We start from the raw sequence: 20,902 nt of genomic DNA, 5'->3' as shown, positions 1-20,902 counted from the left end.
CCCGGGCGCCCGCCCCAGCCACGCCGACCCCGACCCACGCCCACCCCACGCACGTCCACCTCGCCCCACCCCACACCCGAACCGGCCGCACCGCGCGGCCGGATGGAGGCGGAACACATGAAGATCTTCCAGCCGATGCTCTTCGTCGGCCTGGGCGGCACCGGCGGCCTCGTCGGCGCCGAGCTGGACCGGCGGCTGCGCGCCGAACTCTGCGGGCCGGACGGCACGGCGCTGACCGGCCTCGGCGCCATGGCCCCCTACCAGCTGCCGGACTGCCTGCAGTTCGTCTACGCCGACTTCAGCGAGACCGACCTGTCGAGGCTGCCGCACGCCTCCGCCGCCCCGGCGCTGCGCCCCGTCTTCAGCCGCACCTCGCGCTCCACCCACGACCTGCTGCCGAACTTCGACAGTTCGCCCGACGTCACCAAGATGCTGCGGGCCAGCCTCCCCGACGAGACGGCCGCCTGGCTGCCGCCCCGCAACAACGAGCCGCGGGTCGTACCGCTGAAGAACGGCGCCGGCCAGCTGCCCACCGTCGGCCGCGCCGGGCTGTTCGGCACCCTCCGCGGCGGGCTGGACCCGGTCCTGGAACCGCTGATGCAGGCCATCGACGCGCTCGCCCGCTCCGGCGGGGTGCTCAGCCAGCTCGGCGGCGGCCCGGTCTCCGGCTGCGACGTCTTCGTGGCGTTCTCCGTCGCGGGCGGCACCGGCGCCGGGATCTTCCTGGACTACCTGTACCTGATCAACCACGCCTTCCGGGAGAAGGGCTTCGACGGCGTCAAGATCTACCCGCTGGTGGTGATGCCCTCCGCGTTCCCGGCGGCGAGCGGCGGCGGCCGGGAGGCGGAACTCAACTCGGCCCGCGCCCTGGTCGACCTCTTCCGCCTGGTCGACGAGCAGAACGCCCCGGTCGAGGGAGCCGAACTCGGCGACCTGGACGAGGACCTGACGCTGCGCGTGCGCTACCCGCACACCGCCCCGATCCGGCTGCGCACCGGCATCCTGCCGACGGCCTTCCTGTTCAACCGCACCGCCGGCATCCGGCCGGACGACCTGCGCCGCTCGATGGTGTCGCTGGTGATGTCGCTGATCGGCACCGAGCTCGGCGACGGCCGCACCGCCCGCACCCGGGCCGACGACGACTACCAGACCTTCGCCGCGAGCTTCATCAACCGCGGCACACAGCGCGCCGCCACCGCGCCGTCCGGCATCGGCCGCCGCGGCGTCTCCACCAGCCTGGTCGCCTCGATGACCGCCCCGGTGGACGAACTGGCCTCGCTCGTCTCCGGCCGCATCCTGCGCGCCTCCGTCCAGCAGCTCGACGACCGCACGCACCGCCCGGGCCACTCCGCCGAGGAGCTGGTGAAGCAGATGTTCACCGACTCCGGCCTGGAGGAGCTCCTGCTGCGGCCCGCCCTGGAGATCCAGCCGCCGTCTCCCGAGCCGCGCGGCAGCTCGGCCATCGAGGCCGGACTGGCCGCCCGGCTCGGCGACATGCAGTCCGAACTCGCCAACCTGGCCCGGCAGGTGGCGGTCCGCACCGCCGAGATGGCCAAGGACTTCGCGCCCCGCAGGGCGGTGGACCGGCTGCTGGCGAAGGTCGACCCGTTCACCGTGCAGCGGATCGTGCGGGGCGTGCCGCAGGACGGCAACGACCTCGCCCGCCTCGGCTTTCTCGGCCTGCTCGACCAGCGCACCCACACGCCCCCGCTGCCGCCGGGCACCCGGGAGCAGCCGCCGTCCGCCCCGAGGATCCGGCGCCGCATGGGCGGGCTCGCCCAGCCGCGCTGGGGCGACGACGAGGTCCAGGCCGTGCTGCGGGCCCAGGACGCCTGGTACCGCTGGCGCAGCCGGCAGCTGTGGCACGAGGGCTGGAAGAGCCAGCAGCAGCGCTGGGAGCCGACCGCCCGCGCGCTGGAGGCCGAGGTCGGCCGGCTCGCCACGGCCTTCCGCAACCACGCCCGGGACGAGCCGAGGGCGTTCGCCGAGCAGTCCCAGACGCTCTACGAGGACCGCACCGGCGTCTCCTACCTGCTGCCGCCGCAGCGCGACCTCAAGCACTTCTACGACGACCTGGTGACCCGCCTCACCGCGCGCGAGGGCCTGCCCGAGACCGAGGACGAGGCCGCGCTGCTGATGCGCCTGGTCGGCGGCGAGGAGTGGCGCTCCGCCAACGCGCTCAGCCGGCGCAACCCCGGCAACGCGGTCGGCGAGGTGAAGACCGCCGTGGAGGCGGGCGTCAAGCGGCTCTTCGCGGAGAGCGGCGAGCAGCTGGAGGAGCGCCCGCTGCTGCCCGCCATGGGGGTGCTGCTGGCCGCGGCGGCCGGGAGCACGGAGGACGCCGAGCAGGTCAGCAAGGAGGCGCTGGAGCAGTTCGGCCGCAAGCTGGCCGGGCTGCTGCCGGCCGGGTTCGTGCCCGAGGGCACCGGCCCGCTCAAGGCCCTGGTGACGTACCCGCGGGTGAAGTCCGCGGACGAGGTGGAGGACTTCCTGCGCAAGGCGCTGCGGCTGCCGAAGGACGCCCGGGCGGAGTTCCGGGGCGTCGAGACGCAGTCGATCACGGTCGTGCTGTTCCGCAGCGAGATGAGCCTCACCCAGGTGCCGGAGGCCCGCAAGATGCTGCGCCAGTGGGCCAAGGCGAAGGAGAACGAGCAGAGCGACGACGTCCTGCGCTGGCGCCAGCGGCTCGGCCACCGCGACGACTGGCTGGTCTCCACCGAGGCCGACCGCCGGCTCATCCTGCACCGGCTGCTCAGCCTGCTCTGGAACGGACAGGTGGACGTGCTGGAGGGGCCGGAGGACTCCCCGCACCTGATCCGGCTGCGGCTGTTCCGCGACCGCGGCGTGGACGTGCCGGGCGTGCGGCTGCGGCTCGGTGAGCAGCAGAACGGGGTCTCCAGCTGGGCCGAGCTGCTGCGCGCCTACGAGCGCTGGACGGTGCTGGACGACGAACGGACGGTCGAGGACTACTGCAGCCGGCTGATGGCGGCCCGCCCGGCGGGGCTGACCCGCTCCGCCAGCCGGCCGGACCCGCTGTTCGTCCGGCTGGTCGAGCAGATCGCCCCGCAGCAGCTGCGGATGCTCCGGTCCCGCCGGGAGATCGGCGGGGAGCGGGTCGACGGCTGGTTCCGCCCGCTCTGGCAGTTCTGGGCGGACACCCTGCCGGCCGCGCTGAAGCTGGAGTTCGGCGACCAGCGGGCCGTCCAGCCGAACCTGGAGACGCTGCTGGACGTCATCCAGCGCGGGGAGCTGTCCCCGCGCGCCGTCGAGGACACCGACGAGGACGCGTACGGCACCCGCGTCCCGCCGGTGCGGGAGGAGGACGACTTCGGCACCGCCCGACCGGCCGACCGGCCCGACGGCCGGGGCCGCGCGCGCGGCTGGGAGCCCGCCCCGAAGCGCACCGGCGGCGAGCGGGACCCGTACGACGACGACGACCGCCACGGCACCGCCGGCGGGGAGCGGAACCCGTACGAGGACCGGGCCGACCGGGCCGACCGCTCCGGGGCCGCGTACGACGACGACTGGACGAAGCCCTCCCCCCGACCGGCGGACCGGCGGGAGGAGCCCGCCCCGGACACCGGGTTCGTGGGACACACCGACCGGGACACCGGGTGGGACACCGAACGCAGCGCCGACCGTGGCCCCGACCGGGACACCGGGTGGGACACCGACCACAGCGCCGACCGTGGCAGCGACCGGGACACCGGGTGGGACACCGACCGCAACGCCGACCGCAGCGCCGACCGGTCCGCCGCCCGGGGCGAACCCCCGCGGGAGTTCCCCGACAAGCCGCGCTCCACCTCCTGGTGGGACGAGCCGGGCGAGCCGGGCACGGAGCGCCGGGGCGGTGAGCCCGCTTGAGCACTCCCCTGTCGCAGTCCGCGCCGGTCGTCCACCTCGATCTGCGCACCGCCGAACTCGCCGGCGAGGACCCTGCCGTGCTGCGGGCGGCCGTCTCGGCCCGGCTCGCGACGCAGGGCCTGGTCCAACCGCACGACCAGCGCTTCCTGGTGGTCGACACCCCCGCCGGGCTGGACGAGCACCGCACCCGGTTCGAGCAGATCATGGGCTACCGCACGCCCGGCCGGGTGCGGGTGCTCTGCCTCCTGGTCGGCGGGCTCCCGGCCCGCTCCGACGAGGACCTCCCGGCGGAGCGCCGGCTGGTGCGCCCCGCCACCCTGCGCGCCCCCGAGGCGGGCCTGCTCTGGGCCGGCGACCTCCAGGCCGGTCACGGCGCCGCCGACCAGGCCGGGCCCACCGACCCGCAGGCCCTGGCCGTCCTGGTCGACGTCCTCGCGATGCCCGAACTGTTCGACGAGACACTGGAGTTGCTCGGCTCGCTGCCCGACGGCGTGGCCGCCCCGGCCCTGCGCGTCCTGGAGCACGGCCTCTCCCCCGAGGTCCGCGGCCAGGCGTGGAGCGAGGCGCTGCTCCGCTTCGCCGGCTCGCACACCTCCGGTCCGACCGTCCTGACCGGCGCCACGCTGCCCACCACCCTCGCCGGTCTGGTCGCCGGTTCCACCACCGGCACCCCGGGGCGGCCGGTCGACGGCGGCGAGACCTCTCGGGTGCGCCACGAGGTCGTCGACGCGCTGTCGGACGCCGAGGCCGAACTGGTCACCCTCGGCAGCCCGGCCGGGCTCGTCAACGGGGCCGGCCGCCGTGAGCTGGAGTCCGCGCTCGACCGGGCCCGGTCGGCGCTGGACCGCTACGGCAGTCTGATCGGCAAGGTGCTGCGCAGCGACGGCGGCACCGTCGGCGCGCAGTCCGCGGCCGAGTCCGCGACCAGGCTCGCCCGGCTGGGCGTCGCCGTGGATCCCGCCACCACCACCGGCGAGCAGATCGGCGAGAGCCTGCGCAGCCTCGCCCTCGGGCTGCTGCGCGACGGCCTGTCGCTGCGCTCGGTGGAGCAGCAGTTGTCGCTGCTCGCCGAGCAGGTGCAGCCGCTCTCCAACGCCCCGCGGATCGCCGAACTGGACCGGCTGCGGGAGGCCGCGCCACCCGACCGTCCGCTGCCGCCCGACCCGCCCGGCTCCGGCGTGCTGGCCCTGACCGGGCTGGCCGGCGCGCTCGGCGGGTTCTGGACCTGGCCGGCGCTGCCGGCCGCGCTCACCGTCCCGGTGCTGCTCGTGCTCGGCATGCTGCGGGCCGTCACCCGGCTGCCCGGCGGCCCGGGCCGGGCCTCCGACGCCGGCCGGTTCGGCGTGGCCGCCCTCCTCGGGGCCGCGGTGGCGGCCGCGGCCGCCGGCGCGGCCGGACTGCCGGTCTGGGCGGGCGCGCTCGGTCTGCCTGCCGGGCTCGGGCTCGGGGGCTGGCTGCTGCTGCGCACCTGGCACGACCACGCCCAGCGCTGGGGCCTGGAACGCGGTGTGACACCGCTGCAGGACGGACTGAACGGCCTGGACGAGCTCCTCGCCCGCGCCCTGCGCGAGTTCTGGGCCGTCGAGGAGCGCCGGTACTGCGCCGACGCGGCGCTGTCGGTGGTCGGGGTGCTCCGCGCCTCGGTCACCGCCGCCGAGGAGGAGGCCACCCGCGACCTCGGGGCCGACCCGCCCGAGGCCATGGCGGAGAGCGACGACGACTGGCTCGGCCGTACCGCCGACGACGAGCCCGGGAACGACGCGTCCACCCCGTACGGGCGGGGCGACCACCACCAGGGCGACGAGCCGACCGAACCGGACGAACCCGACGAGTACGACTGGACCAGCGTCCCCTCCGGAGGCGGCAGCGAGCGGCGGGAGGAGGCCCGAACGGCCGACCCCTTCCACCCGGCGGGGCCCCTGCCCGGCACCGCCGCCGCGGGCCCGCGCTGGCTGGAGCGCGGGGAGGCCAAGGGCGGTCCCGACCTGGTGCCGACCCTGGCCGGCGACCTCACGGACGCCACGCTGACCGCCCTGGAGCCCTACTGGGGCGCGGTCGAGCGCGGCCACGCCGGCGACGCCGCCCAGGAGCGGATCGCCGAGCGGGTGCGCGAGCTGCTCGCGGTGGCCCGTGACCACCTGCGGCGCAACGACGTCCTGCCCGCCCCGCCGTTCGCCGCGCCGCACCGGGCCCGCAGCGGCCCGGCCGGGCTGCTCGGCATCGACATCCGCCGGGCCGCCGACGCGGCCGGCCCCGACCAGGACGGCCAGGGCCTGCTGCAGCTGAACTCGGCCGAGCAGTTGGACCTGCTCAGCCGCAACCCCGACGCCGTCGCCCTGATCCGGTTCGCCCCGGAGGCCGCCCAGGACGGCTCCGGCGGGCACCGGACCTCGCCCGGCCGACCCGAGGTCCGGGACGTCCGGACGGCGGCCGGCCGCTACGCCGGGCAGCTGCGGCTCACCGCGCTGCGGGCCGGCGTCGTCGAGACCGTCCGGCAGCGGCACGTCTCGCTGCCCGAGGAGGAGGAGCAGTGGTGAGCACCACCGGGCCCGTCCGGCCGCGGAGCCCCGGCGACCCCGGCCGCCCCAAGGGCGTCGACCTGCCCTACCTGACGCCCGCCGGGCGACGCCTGCTCGCCACCGCGAGGTTCGGCCCCGACCCGACCGGGCCGGTGGTCCGCGACGCCCCCCTGATGCGGAACACCCTGCTCGACGGCGCGGTCAAGTGCGTGCAGGTCCGGGCGGCGGCGCCCCCCGGCACGGGGGTCACGGACGCCGCCCGCGACGCGCTCGACACCGAGGCGGCGACCGCCCTGCGGCTGCACCGCACGTTCGGGGACACCGAGTTCGCCCGGCTCTTCCCCGTGGTGATCGGCTACGACCTGGACGTCGCCGAGCCGTTCGTGCTCTACCGGCCGCCGCGCGGCACCCCGGCCGAGCGGCTGCACGGCCTCGCCGTCACCCAGCTGCGCACCGTCGAACGGGACCTCGTCGACGCCACCGCCCTGCTCGCCGAACTCGGCCTCGTCCACCACGGCATCACCCCCGCCGCCGTCCGCTGGGACGGCCGGGCCGTCCAGCTGTGGGGCCTGGACGCGGTGGCCCACACAGGGCGGCCGCGCACCCCGCGCGGCCCCGCGCCGTACGCCTCGCCGGAGGTGCGCGGCGGCACCGGGCACACCGACCCGCGGGACGCCCTCTGGAGCACCGCCCAGGTGATGTACCGCCTGGTCACCGGGCGGCCCGGCGACCCGGACCGGGAGCCCGCCGACCTCGCGGACCACCGCTCGCTCGCCCACACCATGCGGTCCTCCTTCGCCCCCCGCGCCGCCGACCGGCCCGCCCCGGCCGCGCTCCTCGGCCTGCTCGCGCCCGACCGGCGCCCGGGCGCGGGCCGCACCGCCGGCGGCGACGGCCTCGGCCGGCACCGCGCCGAGTTCGACCGGGCCGTCGCACTCAAGCACCCCGGCGACACCGGGCTGCCCGGGTACGCCGCGCTCCCCGGGTACGGCGCCCCGGCGGCCGCCGACCAGGACGCGACGGCCGGCCCGGACGGCGCGCCGTACGGGTACCCGGCCGCCGACCCCGGCGGCGTGCTCTGCCCCTACTGCCTGGAACCCATCCGGTTCGACCCGAACGCCCTCTACGTGCCCGACGCCGTCCAGGACCTCCAGCCCTACCGGTTCGCCGACCAGCAGAACCCGCGGGTGCTCGCCGACGAGCTGCGCGGCGCCTTCCAGCTCTGCGAGGGCGGTCCGGCGACGCCGCCGCACCACATCCCCGTCCCCTACCTGACCAACGGGCGTCCGCTGACCGTCGCCATGATCGGCCAGTCGAACACCGGGAAGAGCCACCTGCTGACCCAGATGATCGCCGAGATCGCCGACGACCGGCTGAAGCCCTACGGCGTCAGCTGGCAGTCCGTCAACCCGGAGCAGCACGCCAGCTTCCTCAACGACCGCGTGGTGCCGCTGCGCGACGGCAACGTGCTCGCCCACACCGCCGGGCTCGGCGCCGGCGACTCCGCCCGCTTCGTGGAGTCCCTGCTGATCACCGACGCGCGCGGCCGGGTCCGCCCGCTGGCCTTCTTCGACCTCGCCGGCGAGGACCTCCTGCGCACCGACGCGCTGCTGCGGTTCCTCCTCGGCATCGACGCCCTGGTCTTCGTCGTCGACCCCACCCTCGCCATGCCGCTGCCGCAGCTCGACGAGATCCGCACCGCGCTCGGCCTGCACGTCAACCGGGACGGGGACCCGGCGTTCGCCACCGCCCTGGACCGCATCCCCCGCAACGGCCCGTACCTCACCGTCCCCTCGGCGGTCGTGGTCGCCAAGGCCGACCTGCTGCGTTCCGAGCCCCCCGTGGACCGCTGGCTGACCGAGCCCGGCCACCTTCCGCTGAGCCGCCGACGGCTCTTTGAGGAGAGCCGCGACGTGTACGCGCTGCTGCACCGCCACGCCGGGAAGGCCTGGCTGCGCCCCTTCGACACCGCCCTGCACTGCACCCTGCACATCTCCTCCGCCACCGGCGGGCGACAGGAGGACAGCCGCTACCCGCGCGGCGTCCGGGCGCAGCGGGTGCTGGAGCCGCTGATCTCGCTGCTCGCCATGCACGGCATCATCGAGCTGGCCGACGGCCACGCCCCCGGGGAGGTGACCGGATGAGCGCCCCGGGCGCCACTGCACCCGACAGCACCGTCGACCAGATCGTGTTCCGCTGGCAGGGCAATCTGGGGCGGCGCGGCGCGGGCATGGCCGCCGCCGCGTGGTCCTGCCCGCCGGAACGCGCCGAGGAGCTGGCCCGCGAGCTCGCCCCGCTGCTCAGGGTGGACGGCGCGCTGCGCCCCAGCCTGGTCCGGACGGTCACCAAGCGCGGGGAGGCGGCGGTCATCCGGCGGTGGCCGACCGCCGACCTGGGCGGGCGGCCCAACACCGCCTGCCACCTGCTGCTCGGCCACCAGGAGGTGCTCGGCGCCCGGCTCTCCCTGGCGCTGCGCGACTGGTCGTTCGGCACGAAGCGGTTCGCCGAGGAGGCCACCGACCGCTGCCCGCCCGTCTCCCGGGCCCTGCTGCGGGACAGCGCCGAACAGACCTGGGCCGACACGCCGGCCCGGATCGCCGGGGTGACCGACGCGCTCACCGTCGCCACCGCGGCCCTGCTGCGCCGTCCTCGGCACCGTCTCTCCCTGCGCAGTGACGCCCTGCCGGGCTGGCCCGAGCGGAACCCGTCCGCCGCGGTGATCAGCGGCCTGCACGAGATCTTCGGCCACACCTGGCTCCAGCAGCCGTGGACCTTCGCGACCTACGACGTGACGGATCGCCACGACCTGCTGGTCACCTGGGTCGCCGACTGGGCGACCGACTCCGGGCAGCAGCAGCCCCGCTCCCGGGTGGACCCGCGCCGCCCCGAGGCCGACCTCGCCCACGAGCTGGCGGCCCGCCTGGTCGAACGCTGTCTGGAGACCACCGGCCGCCGGGCGGCCGGTCTGCCCGAACTGACCGGCGAGCTGCGGGACGCCGCGAGCTGGCCGGCCGAGGAGCGCCTACGGCGCCTCGCCCGCACCCTCGGCGTCCGGGCGGCCGGACCGGATCCCACCCCGGGCCCCGCCCCAGTCCCCGACCCGGACCCCGCCCCGGATCCCGACCCGGGCCCCGAGGACCAGCCCGTCTACGTCCCGCCCAAGCGCCCCGCCCCGCCGGCGGTGCCGCCCACCGAAGAACTGCGCCGGGCCCTGCGCCGGCCCGGCTCGACCAACGACCTGCTGCCCTACCTGCTACGGCTGACCGACGGCATCGGCGACCGGCCCCTGCTCGACATCCTGCGCGAGGAGGACCTCCCGGACCCGGCCACCCGCCGCCTGCTGCTCGTCCTCCACCGCCGCAGCCCCCAGCGGCACCCGGAGGACGAACACCGCCTCTGCGCGGAGGTCCTGGACCAGCGGCTCTACCTCTACCGCACCGACCGGGGCCGGCCCGACCCGTCCGCCGAGTCCACCGCCGAACTCGCCCACCGCGCCGCCTGGCTGTTCCAGTGGGCCGTCACCCCGCACGTCCGCGACCGGCGCCACGCACCGGCCCTCGACGCCCTGCTGAGCGCACTCCTCTACGACGGCACCGCGGTCGAACACGAGCTGCTGCGCCACCTCGTCCCACCCCCCGGCGCCAAGGCCGCACCCCCCGACCTCCCACCCGAACTGTGGCAACGCCTCCTCCACGAACTCCCCCCCGGCACCCTCACCCCACCCACCGACCCGCCACGCCCCTCCGCCCCGCCCGACCCCCCACCACCCGACCGACGCCCCACCCCGCCCCCGGTCCCGTCCCCACCCCGCCGGCCCCCTCCGCCCCCACCCGACCCCCAGGGCCGGAACATCCTCATCCTCTGCGGCACCGTGCTCGGCCTGGTAGTCATCCTCGCGGCCGCGATCTACCACATCCTCTGACCCACCCACACCCGGCCGGAGCCCACGAGCCGTCGCACCACACCCACTGCCACGTGCGAGGCCGCACGTGGCAGTGGGTGTGGTGCGACGCGCCCCTACCCGGTAGCCACCTTTTTGTGCGTACTGGGCAGCGAGGCGCAGCGCGACGAGACTGGTACCCAGAAGGGCGAAGGGAGAGGACAGCAGGTCAGGAGGCCGGCAGTTCGACCTGTCCGACCTGTTCCACCTGCTCGGCCCGCTCGGCCGCCATCCGGTCGAGGCGCTCGTGGCCCAGGTCGGAGATCGGGCCGAGCGCGTCGGAGAGTCGGCGGCCGAAGTCGGTCAGGGAGTAGACCGTCTTCAGCGGAAGGACGTCGCACACCTCGCGGTGCACCAGGCCGTCGGACTCCATCTCGCGCAGGGCCTGGGTGAGGACCTTCTCACTGAGGCCGGGCAGCAGTCGGCGCAGTTCGGCGGGGCGCTGCGGGCCGGCCTCCAGCAGCCAGAGCAGGGACGTCTTCCACTTGCCGTCGATCACGGCGACCACGGCGGTCACCCCGCACACGTTCGGGTTCACGGCCTGACCGCGCGTCATCTCTTCCCCCCGGAGTCATCGCTGTCCACCACCATGTCTACAGGAGATGAAGTATGCCCACCAACCTCACCCGGCCCACCGTCACCGTGCTCGGTCTCGGGCCGATGGGACGCGCCCTGGCCGGCGCCTTCCTGGACGCCGGCGTCCGCACCACGGTCTGGAACCGCACCCCGGGCCGGGACGCCGCACTGGTCGCCCGTGGTGCGGTGAGCGCGGCCACGCCCGAGGAGGCCGTGGCCGCGAGCGAGCTGACCGTCATCTGCGTGGTGAACTACGACGCCTCGGACGCCGTGCTGCACCGCGAGGAGGTGGAGGCCGCGCTCAAGGGCCGGACGCTGGTCAACCTGACCGCAGACTCGCCGGACCGCGCCCGGGCCACGGCCGCCTGGGCGGTGCAGCACGGCATCGGGTACCTGGACGGCGCCATCATGACGCCGGCCCCGAGCATCGGCTCCCCGGAGGCGGTCTTCATCCACAGCGGGCCCGCCGACCTCTACGAGCGGTACGCGCCGGTGCTGGCGGCGCTCGGCGGCACCCACACCCACCTCGGCGAGGAGATCGGCCGGGCGGCCGGCTTCGACATCGCACTGTTGGACATCTTCTGGACGGCGATGGCCGGCTTCGTGCACGCGCTGGCGCTGGCCAAGGCCGAGGGCATCGCCGGGCGGGAGCTGGCGCCGTTCGCCCAGGGAATCGGTGCGATCCTGCCCCCGCTGTTCGCCGAGTTCGCCGAGGACTTCGACAGCGGCAGCTACTCGGGCGCGATCAACCCGCTCACCTCGGCGGTCTCCACGATGGCCCACGTCGTGCACACCGCCGAGTCGCACGGCATCGAGTCCGGACTGATGCGCGCCGCCGAGGGCCTGGTCCGCCGCACCATCGCCCTCGGCCACGGCGAGGACGGAGTGAGCCGCCTCGCCGAAATCCTGGGCCGCCACTGACCCCGACCACCGACCGGGCCGGCTGCTCGACGTCGGCGCGCGCCGTACCCCCCCGGCCCGGTCTCCAGGACGGCCGCCGGATTCGCCCACCGCTGCGCGTCCGGGCCACCGTGCTCATCATGGAACAAGGGCCGACGGTCAGGAGGGACCCGATGGAGCTGTTCCCGGCGATGCCGCTCGCCGAGTGGCGGGACACCAAGGAGACGCTGCACCGCTACGCACAGGTGGTGGGCAAGGTCCGCCTGGCGGCGAGCGTGCGGCGCAACCACTGGTGGAACGTGCCGTTCCACCTCACCGGGCGTGGGATCACCACCCGGCCCATGGGCCAGGTCGACGGCAACCCGATCTTCACCATCGACTTCGACTTCGTCGACCACCGGCTGGTCGTCGCGATGGCGGACGGCAGGACGGACTCCTTCCCGCTCCTCGGCCAGTCCGTGGCCTCCTTCTACCAGCAGACCCTGGAGACCCTGGCAGCGTTGGGCGTCCAGGTGGAGATCCACGACCCCCGGCCCTACCGGCTGCCCGACTCCGACCGTCCGTTCGCCCAGGACGTCGAGCACGCGACCTACGATCCTGTCCAGGCGAATCGCTCCTGGCAGGTGCTCAGCCAGGTCGGGCTGGTGCTGGAGGAGTTCGCGGCGCGTTTCTCGGGCAAGGTCAGCCCGGTCCACCTCTTCTGGCACTCACTCGACATCGCCCACACCCGCTTCTCCGGACGCGCCCTCGACCAGCCGGCGCAGACGGACCCCGTGACCCGCGAGGCGTACTCCCGGGAGCTGATCAGCTTCGGGTTCTGGTTCGGCGATGCCGACCTGGGCGAACCGGCCTTCTACTCCTACACGACTCCCGAGCCCGCGCACCTGGCCGAACACCCGCTGGCACCCGCATCTGCTCAGTGGATCGCGCTCACCGACAGCCACCTGGCGGTACTGCGCTACGACGCGGCCCGGGCCGAGGCCGATCCGAGAGCGACCGTACTCGCCTTCTACGAGAGCGCCTACCAGGCCGGGGCCGTCCGGGCCGGCTGGGACGTCGACCGCCTCGCATGCCCGGGTGGAATCACGGACCCCCGACTGCCGACCCTGCCGTTCTGAGCGCGTCAGTGCAGGTGAAGCTGCCAGTCGGCAGGGACCTTGCCGCGCGGGCCGGGAGTCGGCTGCGAGGTGGGGTGGGCGGCGGGCGGTGCCAGTTCCGGCCCCTCGTAGTACTGCTCGGTCTCGATGTCCCACAACCACGCCTCACCGGGCTCGAAGCTGGCCAGGAACGGGTGCCCCGCCTCTCGGGCATGCCTCGTGCCGTGCTGCGAGGGTGAGGAGTCGCAGCATCCGACGTGCCCGCACTCCGCGCAGCGCCGCAGGTGGAACCACCACCCCGGCCCGTCCCCTGCCAGGCACTCCACGCACCCGTCCCCGCTCGGCTGCGCGGATGGATCTATCCCCCGGATCGGGCTGTCAGTCATGGGACACACCTCCCGATGAAGGCTCGGCCCGGAGCCGGTTCGGCACGTCGACGCCCAAGCCCTCGGACCGTCTGCCCCCATCCCAACCAACCGGCTCGCACGAAGATTCCGTGACGAGCAGCAGCGGGCGGTGCAGCCGTACGGAGCCGGTCCGCGCCAGGGGAGGCGACGCGGCCCGCGGCGGTGGCCGACGCCGGCCGGCGGGCCGCTACCGCGCGGATGTCCCCTCGTGGGCCGGACCGCTCGCCCCGGCCCGGGCAGCGGCTACCGGACCGCCTCGGACGGGGCCGCTCTCCGCCGTACCCGCGAGTTCCAGCACGTGCCCGGTCCAGGTGCGGAAGGTGCGCAGGCCTACGCGGTCGTAGAAGCCTCCGGCCGCCATGGTGTTGGTGGAGTCGACGTCCGCGACGGCCCACCGGTAGCCCAGGGCCTTCGCCCGGGCGAGCGCGTGGGTGAACACGGCGCGGTACAGGCCTCGGCCGTGCAGGTCCGGGCGGGTGCCCGCGTTGGCGAGGTAGAGCTCGCGTTCGGTGCCCGCGACGGCGAGTTCGGTGCAGAGCAGGTAGCAGAGGATCTCCCGGCGCTCGACGGACAGCAACAGGAAGGACGACGCGGGGCGGAAGTACGGGCTACCGGTCACGGAATGACGCCAGACGGCCGCCGTCATCCGCACACTGCCCCAGGTGTCGGCGAAGATCTCGTTCCGGGCGGCCAGCAGCTCCGCGTCGTACCGGTCCTCGAACGGCACGATCGCGGTGCCGCGCAGCGGCAACGGCGCGGCCGCCGCCGCGTACTGCGCCAGGTCGATCCGCATGCCCCGGTAGCTGCGTGCCCTTCGGTACCCTGCGGCATCCAACTCCCCCGCGAGCCACCGCTGACGGCCGTGCGTCCGGGCGTGGAGCTCCAACGGGGCGCCGGTGAACCGCTCCCGGTGCCTCCGGGCGGCCGTACGACGGCACCAGGTGAGGAGGTGGTCGGCCGTCTCCGAGGTCCGGTGGGCCGGGTGGACCGCGAGCTCCACGGTCATCTCGTGGACGGGGTCCGCCTGTTCCCGCGTCCGCGTGACCGCGTGTGCCACCTGCTCCGGTCCGGCCCAGGCGGAGATCGTGCCGGCCGCCAGGTCGATACCCGAAGCGGCCCAGCCGTCCTGGACGTCCTGCTCGCCCCGCCGGTCGCCCGTCCTGTCGGCGCGCTCGCAGACGGCCAGCAGCTCCGCGGTGCGGCGCGCGTCGGAGCGGGCGAGCGGGCGCCACACCGGCTCATTCACCGCGGGCCTCCGCGAGTCCGCGCCCACCGGGCACCACGACCTGGCCGTCGGTGACCAGCATGAACCGCTCCAGCCCTGGCACCAGCACATTGACGACCGCGGCGTCCGGCGTGACGTGGTGGTCGCGCTGGTACGCCGCGAAGCCGCGCTCCCGCAGAAGCCCCAGGAGTCGGTCGAGGTGCCCGTACGGGGTGTCCGGCGCCGCCGTCGGCTCGAACGGGCGCACCTCGGCGGCCTCCAGGGCGGTGCCGAAGTCGGACAGGTAGCAGGCGTGCAGCCCCGGGTAGGGGCCGGTGTCGTCGCGCTGCGCGGGCAGCAGATCGGCGTACTCCTCCCGCAGGCCGATGGTGCTGTGCAGTTGGACGAGTTCGCTCAGCGCTCTGGAGATCGCGTACCGGCGGGAGAGCGACGCGCCCCACCCGCAGATCCGCGCGGGCCGCCTCGGGGGCGGCGCCTGGTAGGCCGTGTACGCCGGCACGCCCAGGTCGGTGGTCATGTCGATCAGGTGCACCGGCCGGCCGGTGCGGGCGGTGGTGAAGTCGAGGAGGGCGGTGAGGTCGGCGGGCAGCGTCGCCGGGTCGACCACGACCAGCCGTCGCGGCCGTTCCCGCAGGAACTGCCCGATCAGCAGCAGGGACAGCGCGTCGCGCTCGATCAGCTCGTTGATCGCGTGCACGGCGGCTTCGACCGGATCGGCCCCGGCGGCCCAGCCGTTGTTGACCGAGTAGCGGCCCACCGACCGGTAGTCGTAGGAGTCGCCGACTTCCCGGCGCAGCTCGTCGCCCGCCGGTCTCAGGTATTCGGGCATGGACAGGAAGAGCGGGACGTCGGTGTCCGGGCCGCCGTCCAGCGACCGGTACGGCAGGCATCCCAGCGGGTGATCGGGCGCCTGGACCAGCAGCGCGGCGGCGATGTCGGGTCGGAGCGGACCATGGGCGACGCCGTGGGCGCCGGCCAACCGGATCGGCGCGCCGACCAGTCCGTCGACCCCGCTGAGAAAGTGTTCCAGGGCCTCGAACAGCGCACCCGCCCGGGCCTCCGCCCGGCCGCCCTTGCCCAGTCCGAGCCCGGTGCGCAGCGGTACTCCGGCTCGGCGCAGGACGCACCGCCAGGTCCCGGGGCTGCCGTCGAGGATCGGGGCGAGATCGGCCTCCAGTCCCAGGGCCGCGATCGCGGCCGCAGCCCGTCCGGACGCCGCGTCGGGGAGGAGGCTGCGTTCCCCGGACTGGGGAGGTGCGGTGTGCGTGGGGGTGGTGGTCACGGCCGTCCCGTCTGCTCGGTGGGGCGCCGGCCCGCGGTGGACGGTGTGCGACCACCGCGGCCCGGCGCCCCTGGCTGTTCATGCCCTCGGATCGGTGTCAGCCCTCGTCGGTGGACTCGCCCGAGTCGGCCTGGCCGTCCTTCGCGATCTCGGCGATGATGCGCTGCTCGGCGACCGACAGCACGACCTCGTCCGGGTGGAACTTGTCGCGGTCCTGGAATCCGCCCATGGGAACTACCTCCTGGAACTGGGGAGCCGGCCACCGGTCGGCGGCCCGACTCCGGTCGCACAGCACAGCGTGCGTGTGCGCCGCAACCGATCGTGACCGACTGGTCGCCGCATGTGAATGCTCGTCCGTACGGGTAACTTGCGCGAGAGTCCGCACACGGGCGCGCCGCCGTCCACGCCGTTCCCCGGGAGCCGGGCAGCCCCGTCCGGGACCGCCGCTGCCGGATACCGCGTTCGGGTGAAAGGAGTCACTCTCCCGGTGTCCGACCGCCGAAGGGCCCCGCCGGCCTTCGGACGCCGACCGGAGGGGCATCCCCCGGGGCCCGCACGGGCGACGGGCCCGCGTTCCGGCCCCGGTCGGCGCCTGGTTCCCGGTGGTCGGAGGACGGTTGCCCGCCCCTTGCGGATTGCGCGACAGTCCCGCCATGGACCTCCTGCCCGCGCCGTCCCCGCACCCGATGGGGGGCGACCCGATCGCCGCGGCACTCGAACTGGCCGGCGCCCGCTGTTCGCTGACCCGTGGCCTCACCTTCACCGGCCCCTGGTCGCTGGCGTTTCCCGCGCCCGGCGGGCTGAAGCTGCACGCGGTCCTCGAAGGCACCTCCTGGCTGCTGATGGACGGGATCGTTACGCCGGTCCTGCTGGAGGCGGGCGATGTCGTGGTCCTCGCCGGCGACCGGCGGTACGTGCTGGCGAGCGCACCGGGCCTGCCTCCGATCGAGGCCCTGCCGCTGCTGAGGGCGACCGTGGAGCCCTTCCACCACACAGGGCCTCCGGGCGCCCCGGAGACCGTCGCGGTCGGGGGTCACATCGAGCTCGAAGCCGCCGGGAGGGACCTGTTCCTCGACGCTCTGCCGCCCCTGATGCACCTGCGGGCCACGACGCCCGAGGCTGCGGCCGCCTGCTGGCTCCTCACCCAGGCGTTCCACGAGATGCGTGCGGACCGGCCCGGCGCCACGTTCGCGGCGAACCACCTGGCCCGGCTGCTCTTCGTCCAGGTCCTGCGCGCCTTCATGCGCGAGGCCCACGCCTTCCCCACCGGCTGGCTGCGGGCGCTGGGTGACGCGCGCATCGGCCCGGCGCTGCGGCTCATGCACGAAGACCCCGCCCACCCGTGGACCCTGGCCGAGCTGGCCACGGCGGCGGCCATGTCGCGCACCAGTTTCGCGACTCGGTTCAGGACCGTCGCCGGCGCTCCGCCCCTGACCTACCTCTGCAACTGGCGCATACGGCTGGCCCGACACGGTCTGCGGTACGACGACAGGTCGGTCGCCGCCCTGGCGGCCGCCCTCGGCTACTCCTCGGAGAGCGCCTTCAGCAACGCCTTCAAACGCGTCACGGGGATGGCCCCGCTCCACTACCGCCGCACGGTACGGGAGGGCGGCGCCGAACCGTCACCGCCCTTCCGGGCGTAGCCCGTTCGTGCCCCGGTCCGGCGGTGCGCCGGCGCCGCGTCGGCCCGTGCAGGTCTGCGACCGCCCGCGCCCGCGGACGTCGTCCCCGGTGGCAGCCCCGGCTCACGCCGGTCGGTCGGACAGCTCCGTCCACAGGTCGAGGAAGGCCCGCAGGGGCGCACACGGCCGGGTGCCCGCCCGCCACACGAACACCTTCCGCAACCGGATGGCGGGCTCCAGCGGAACGACGACGAAGCGCCGGTCGGCGGCGAGGACCGGACTCGCACGGGAGGTCAGGGCGATACCGATCCGCTCGGCGACCAGCGCGAGCTGGAGGGCGACGTCGTTCGTCGCGTAGGCGATGTCCAGCCGCAGCCCCTGCGCGGCGAAGGCCGCGCGGATGAACGCGTGCACTCCGCTGTCGGGGCTGTAGCTGATGAGCGGGCCGCGGACCGCCTCGTCGAGGGTCATCGGACGGTTCGCGGGCCGGCTTCCGGCGGGGAGGACCGCGACGATCCGGTCCTCCAGGAGCACGCGCGAGGCCACGGCGGCGGGTTCGCCGTCCGGCGGTCCCGCGACCACGGCCGCGTCGATCTCCCCGTCACGGACCTTCGCCAGCAGCGACGGGCTCGACGCCCCGGCGAGAGTCACCGCGACCCGGGGGTACCGACGGTGGTACTCCCCCAGCAGCCGGGGGATGGCGGTGCCCTCCAGACCGCCGACGGTCCCCAGCGCGAACGAGCCGCCGAGCAAGCCCGAGCGGTCCGCGAACTCCAGGACGGCCGACGCGGCCGACGCCAGACAGGCACGGGCGTGCGGCAGCAGCGCGGCGCCGCCGGAGGTGAGGACGACCTGCCGGGGCAGCCGTTCGAACAGCGGCTCCCCCAACTCCTTCTCCAGGGCCTGGATCTGCTGGCTGATCGCGGGCTGCACGACATGACAGCGGGCCGCCGCCTTCGTGAACGACCGCTCCTCCGCCACCGCGACGAAGTACTCAAGCGTGCGGAGCTCCATGGCAGACAAACTATCAACTCCGCCACTGGAAAGCCGGGTTGCGCTGCCCCGTCGCGGCCTGCGGCCGCAGCGGTATGACGGTACGACGATTACCGGTGCGATCAGCGACCGTGACGACCGCCATCACCGCTGCGTATTGGACGCGCGCGGCCGGCTCCCCGAGGCTGGTGGCAGGGTGTCGGCCGGCCCCGTGAACTCCGGCGAAGGGCGAGGACAGGCAGATGAGAGTGACCGTCGTCGGCGGCGGCATCGCCGGACTGACCTGCGCCCTGAGCCTGCACGCCGCCGGCTTCGCACCCCGGGTGTACGAGGCGGCGCGCACCGTCGAGGCGGTCGGCGTCGGGATCAACCTGTTGCCGCACGCCGTCCGGGAACTCTCCGAACTAGGGCTGGACGCCGAGTTGGCGTCCGTGGCACTGCCCCCGCAGCTGCTGAGCTACCGCGACCGGACGGGTGGGACGGTCTGGGAGGAACCGCTGGGACGCGCCGCCGGGTACCACTGGCCGCAGTACTCCGTGCACCGCGGCCGTCTCCAGCTGCTGCTGCTCGCGGCGGTACGCGAGCGACTGGGGCCGGACTCGGTCCGCACCGGCCTGCTGTTCCGGAGCTTCGAGCAGAGCGCCGGCGGCGTCCGCGCCCACTTCCTGGACCGGTCGAGCGGTCTGCCCGTGGTCGAGGACGCCGACGTGCTGGTCGGCGCCGACGGCATCGACTCCGTGGTCCGCAGCCGGCTGTACCCGGACGAGAGCCCCCCGAACGGGAACGGCGTCCACATGTGGCGCGGGGTCGCACAGCTCCCGCACGTCCTCGACGGCCGCTCGATCGTGGTGGCCGGCGGCACCCCCGGCGCGAAGTTCGTCGCCTACCCGATCGAGGACCCCGCGACCGCGACCGCCGACGCCCTGGTGAACTGGGTGCTGGAGGTGCGGCACCGCCAGTCCGCCCCGCCCGCGGGCGGCCCCGGCCGTCGCGTCCCCGCGGCGGAGGCCCGCGCCGGGCTGTCCTCGTGGAACCTGCCCTGGATCGACCTGACGGCGATCGCCGAACGCTCCCCGGTGATCGTCGAGTACCCGATGATCGACCGTGACCCCCTGCCGCGCTGGAGCTTCGGACGGGTCACCCTCCTCGGCGACGCCGCGCACCCGATGTTCCCCATGGGCATGAACGGAGGATCGCAGTCCGTCGTCGACAGCCGGGTGCTGGCCTGGTGCCTGGCGCGCGAGGACGACGCCGTGGCCGCGCTCGACCGCTACGACCGGATGCGTCGGCCGGCCGTGAACGCGATCGTGCTGGCCAACCGCGGCCTGGGACCGGAGGAGACCATCGCCCGAGCCGAGGAGCGCGGCGGGGTGCTGCCCGTCGGGGAGGCCGAGGAGATCGCGGCCCGCTACAAGCAGCTGGGCGGGGCCACCGTGACCCAGGTCAACACCCACCCCTCCTGGACGGTCGTCCCTGCCATCGCCGCCGCCGAGCAGGAGCCGCTCCGTGGGTGAGCCGGACCGACCGGGCTCGCGGACGAGGTCCGCCATCAGCGCGCGAGGCCCCGCAGCAGACCCTCCAGGTCGCGTTCGCCGGCCGGTGTTTGTGCCCCGTTCTCCAGGCCACCGCTGATCAGGTGCTGAGCGGCCGGCAGAGTGAACGTGGAGGCCCAGGCACTGTTCTCGCGGAGCAGTCCTACCGTGAAGTCATCGGCGGGCAGCGCACGCTTGGCCGCTTCGATGACACCGTCGGGCAGCGCGGCGATGTTGCGGGCGACGCCGTCGACGTACTCGTCGAGCTCGGCGGCCGGCAGGGCCCGGTTGATCCAGCCGTACGACGCTGCCGTCTCGGCGTCGAACAGGTCCGCCGTGAGGATCACCTCCAGCGCGCGGTTGCGTCCCACGCGGTCCCGGAGGTACTGCGTTCCGCCTCCCCCGGGAACGATGCCCATGAGCGCTTCGATCTGACCGAGTCCTGCGGTCTCCGTGGCGGCGAACGCCATGTCCGCCGCGGCCACGAATTCCGCCCCGCCCCCGCGGGCCTTCCCGGCCAGCTTCACGATGGTCACCTGCGGCTGGTGGCGGATCAACTCGCCGATCGCCTGGAACACGTTGGCGCCCGCCGGCGCCGATGCGGCGAGTTCCTCAAGGGCGTCCGGCTCGTCCCCGATGCGCATGTCCACGTGGGCGATGAAGAACTCCGGGTCGGCACTTGAGAAGACGATGACGCGGACGGACGAATCCTCCCGGAGGTCCGTCAGCACCGCCCGCAGGTCGCGCATCATCGCCGTTCCGAGCGTGTTCACCGGGGGACTGTCGAGGACGATCCGGGCGACGCCGTGCCGGCTGCTGACACGCAGAGTCGAGTAGACATCGTTCATCATGAGGTTCCCCGTCCGGTAACCGATGGGCCTGTAGGTTTGCCATGCATACCTACCGTCGGCGACGGCACCCGGACGGTCAAGAACGCACTTTGGG

General features: G+C 74.6%; 15 protein-coding genes. 8 read left to right on the top strand and 7 right to left on the bottom strand.

The annotated features are described in order from the left end of the window. Positions 1 to 117 precede the first annotated feature (117 nt). From ACIF6L_RS24760 to ACIF6L_RS24745, 4 genes are read left to right on the top strand one after another with little or no spacing between them, the layout of a single operon-like run. Positions 118 to 3,864, top strand: coding sequence for a tubulin-like doman-containing protein (locus ACIF6L_RS24760; RefSeq protein WP_396491185.1), 3,747 nt, complete (start codon positions 118 to 120; stop codon positions 3,862 to 3,864). Then, entirely contained in the window at positions 3,861 to 6,401 is a 2,541-nt protein-coding gene (locus tag ACIF6L_RS24755; RefSeq protein ID WP_396491184.1) for a hypothetical protein, read from the top strand. Before ACIF6L_RS24760 ends, ACIF6L_RS24755 begins: the two co-directional genes overlap by 4 nt. After that, the gene (locus tag ACIF6L_RS24750) at positions 6,398 to 8,527 is read left to right on the top strand and encodes a hypothetical protein (protein ID WP_396491183.1); all 2,130 of its coding nucleotides are present in this window, start codon (positions 6,398 to 6,400) and stop codon (positions 8,525 to 8,527) included. The genes ACIF6L_RS24755 and ACIF6L_RS24750 overlap by 4 nt, the downstream gene beginning before the upstream one ends. Continuing rightward, complete coding sequence (locus tag ACIF6L_RS24745; RefSeq protein ID WP_396491182.1) at positions 8,524 to 10,305, top strand: hypothetical protein; 1,782 nt, start codon at positions 8,524 to 8,526, stop codon at positions 10,303 to 10,305. Before ACIF6L_RS24750 ends, ACIF6L_RS24745 begins: the two co-directional genes overlap by 4 nt. Before the next feature lie 187 nt (positions 10,306 to 10,492). Here ACIF6L_RS24745 and ACIF6L_RS24740 read toward each other — a convergent pair whose 3' ends face one another. After that, positions 10,493 to 10,879 (bottom strand): winged helix-turn-helix transcriptional regulator, encoded by a 387-nt coding sequence (locus ACIF6L_RS24740; RefSeq protein ID WP_396491181.1) that lies wholly within the window; start codon positions 10,877 to 10,879, stop codon positions 10,493 to 10,495. Between the two features lie 53 nt (positions 10,880 to 10,932). Here ACIF6L_RS24740 and ACIF6L_RS24735 point away from each other — a divergent pair, with 53 nt between their 5' ends. Together ACIF6L_RS24735 and ACIF6L_RS24730 are read left to right on the top strand one after the other, a co-directional pair. Further along, positions 10,933 to 11,820, top strand: coding sequence for an NAD(P)-dependent oxidoreductase (locus ACIF6L_RS24735; RefSeq protein ID WP_396491180.1), 888 nt, complete (start codon positions 10,933 to 10,935; stop codon positions 11,818 to 11,820). 152 nt (positions 11,821 to 11,972) lie between these two features. Beyond that, positions 11,973 to 12,917 carry a DUF5996 family protein gene (locus ACIF6L_RS24730; RefSeq protein WP_396491179.1) on the top strand — a complete coding sequence of 315 codons (945 nt, stop codon included), beginning with the start codon at positions 11,973 to 11,975 and terminating at the stop codon, positions 12,915 to 12,917. 5 nt (positions 12,918 to 12,922) lie between these two features. Here the strand turns inward: ACIF6L_RS24730 and ACIF6L_RS24725 are convergent, their stop codons facing one another. The 4 genes from ACIF6L_RS24725 to ACIF6L_RS24710 form a co-directional block, all read right to left on the bottom strand. Continuing rightward, a complete protein-coding gene (locus ACIF6L_RS24725; protein WP_396491178.1) occupies positions 12,923 to 13,282 on the bottom strand; it encodes a UBP-type zinc finger domain-containing protein in 360 nt (119 codons plus the stop codon). 208 nt (positions 13,283 to 13,490) lie between these two features. Then, the gene (locus ACIF6L_RS24720; RefSeq protein WP_396491177.1) at positions 13,491 to 14,549 is read right to left on the bottom strand and encodes a GNAT family N-acetyltransferase; all 1,059 of its coding nucleotides are present in this window, start codon (positions 14,547 to 14,549) and stop codon (positions 13,491 to 13,493) included. Continuing rightward, on the bottom strand, positions 14,542 to 15,810 hold the full coding sequence (locus tag ACIF6L_RS24715; protein WP_396491176.1) for a YcaO-like family protein: 1,269 nt from the start codon (positions 15,808 to 15,810) through the stop codon (positions 14,542 to 14,544). The genes ACIF6L_RS24720 and ACIF6L_RS24715 overlap by 8 nt, the downstream gene beginning before the upstream one ends. 97 nt (positions 15,811 to 15,907) lie before the next feature. Continuing rightward, positions 15,908 to 16,039, bottom strand: coding sequence for a hypothetical protein (locus ACIF6L_RS24710; RefSeq protein ID WP_396491175.1), 132 nt, complete (start codon positions 16,037 to 16,039; stop codon positions 15,908 to 15,910). A gap of 424 nt (positions 16,040 to 16,463) precedes the next feature. Between ACIF6L_RS24710 and ACIF6L_RS24705 the strand changes: the two genes are divergently transcribed. After that, positions 16,464 to 17,453: an AraC family transcriptional regulator gene (locus ACIF6L_RS24705; protein WP_396491174.1), complete on the top strand. Its 990-nt coding sequence runs from the start codon at positions 16,464 to 16,466 to the stop codon at positions 17,451 to 17,453. Between the two features lie 102 nt (positions 17,454 to 17,555). Here the strand turns inward: ACIF6L_RS24705 and ACIF6L_RS24700 are convergent, their stop codons facing one another. Then, entirely contained in the window at positions 17,556 to 18,446 is an 891-nt protein-coding gene (locus ACIF6L_RS24700) for a LysR family transcriptional regulator (protein ID WP_396491173.1), read from the bottom strand. A 221-nt stretch (positions 18,447 to 18,667) separates the two neighbouring features. Here ACIF6L_RS24700 and ACIF6L_RS24695 point away from each other — a divergent pair, with 221 nt between their 5' ends. Beyond that, positions 18,668 to 19,939: an FAD-dependent monooxygenase gene (locus ACIF6L_RS24695; RefSeq protein WP_396491172.1), complete on the top strand. Its 1,272-nt coding sequence runs from the start codon at positions 18,668 to 18,670 to the stop codon at positions 19,937 to 19,939. A 35-nt stretch (positions 19,940 to 19,974) separates the two neighbouring features. Here the strand turns inward: ACIF6L_RS24695 and ACIF6L_RS24690 are convergent, their stop codons facing one another. After that, positions 19,975 to 20,805 (bottom strand): enoyl-CoA hydratase/isomerase family protein, encoded by an 831-nt coding sequence (locus ACIF6L_RS24690; RefSeq protein WP_396491171.1) that lies wholly within the window; start codon positions 20,803 to 20,805, stop codon positions 19,975 to 19,977. Positions 20,806 to 20,902 lie beyond the last annotated feature (97 nt).

Source organism: Kitasatospora sp. NPDC086009 (genome assembly GCF_044540385.1).
In the GTDB taxonomy this organism is placed as follows: Bacteria; Actinomycetota; Actinomycetes; order Streptomycetales; family Streptomycetaceae; genus Kitasatospora.
The sequence above is the reverse complement of the archived record's forward strand: the minus strand, read 5'-3'. Positions and strand labels throughout refer to the sequence as shown.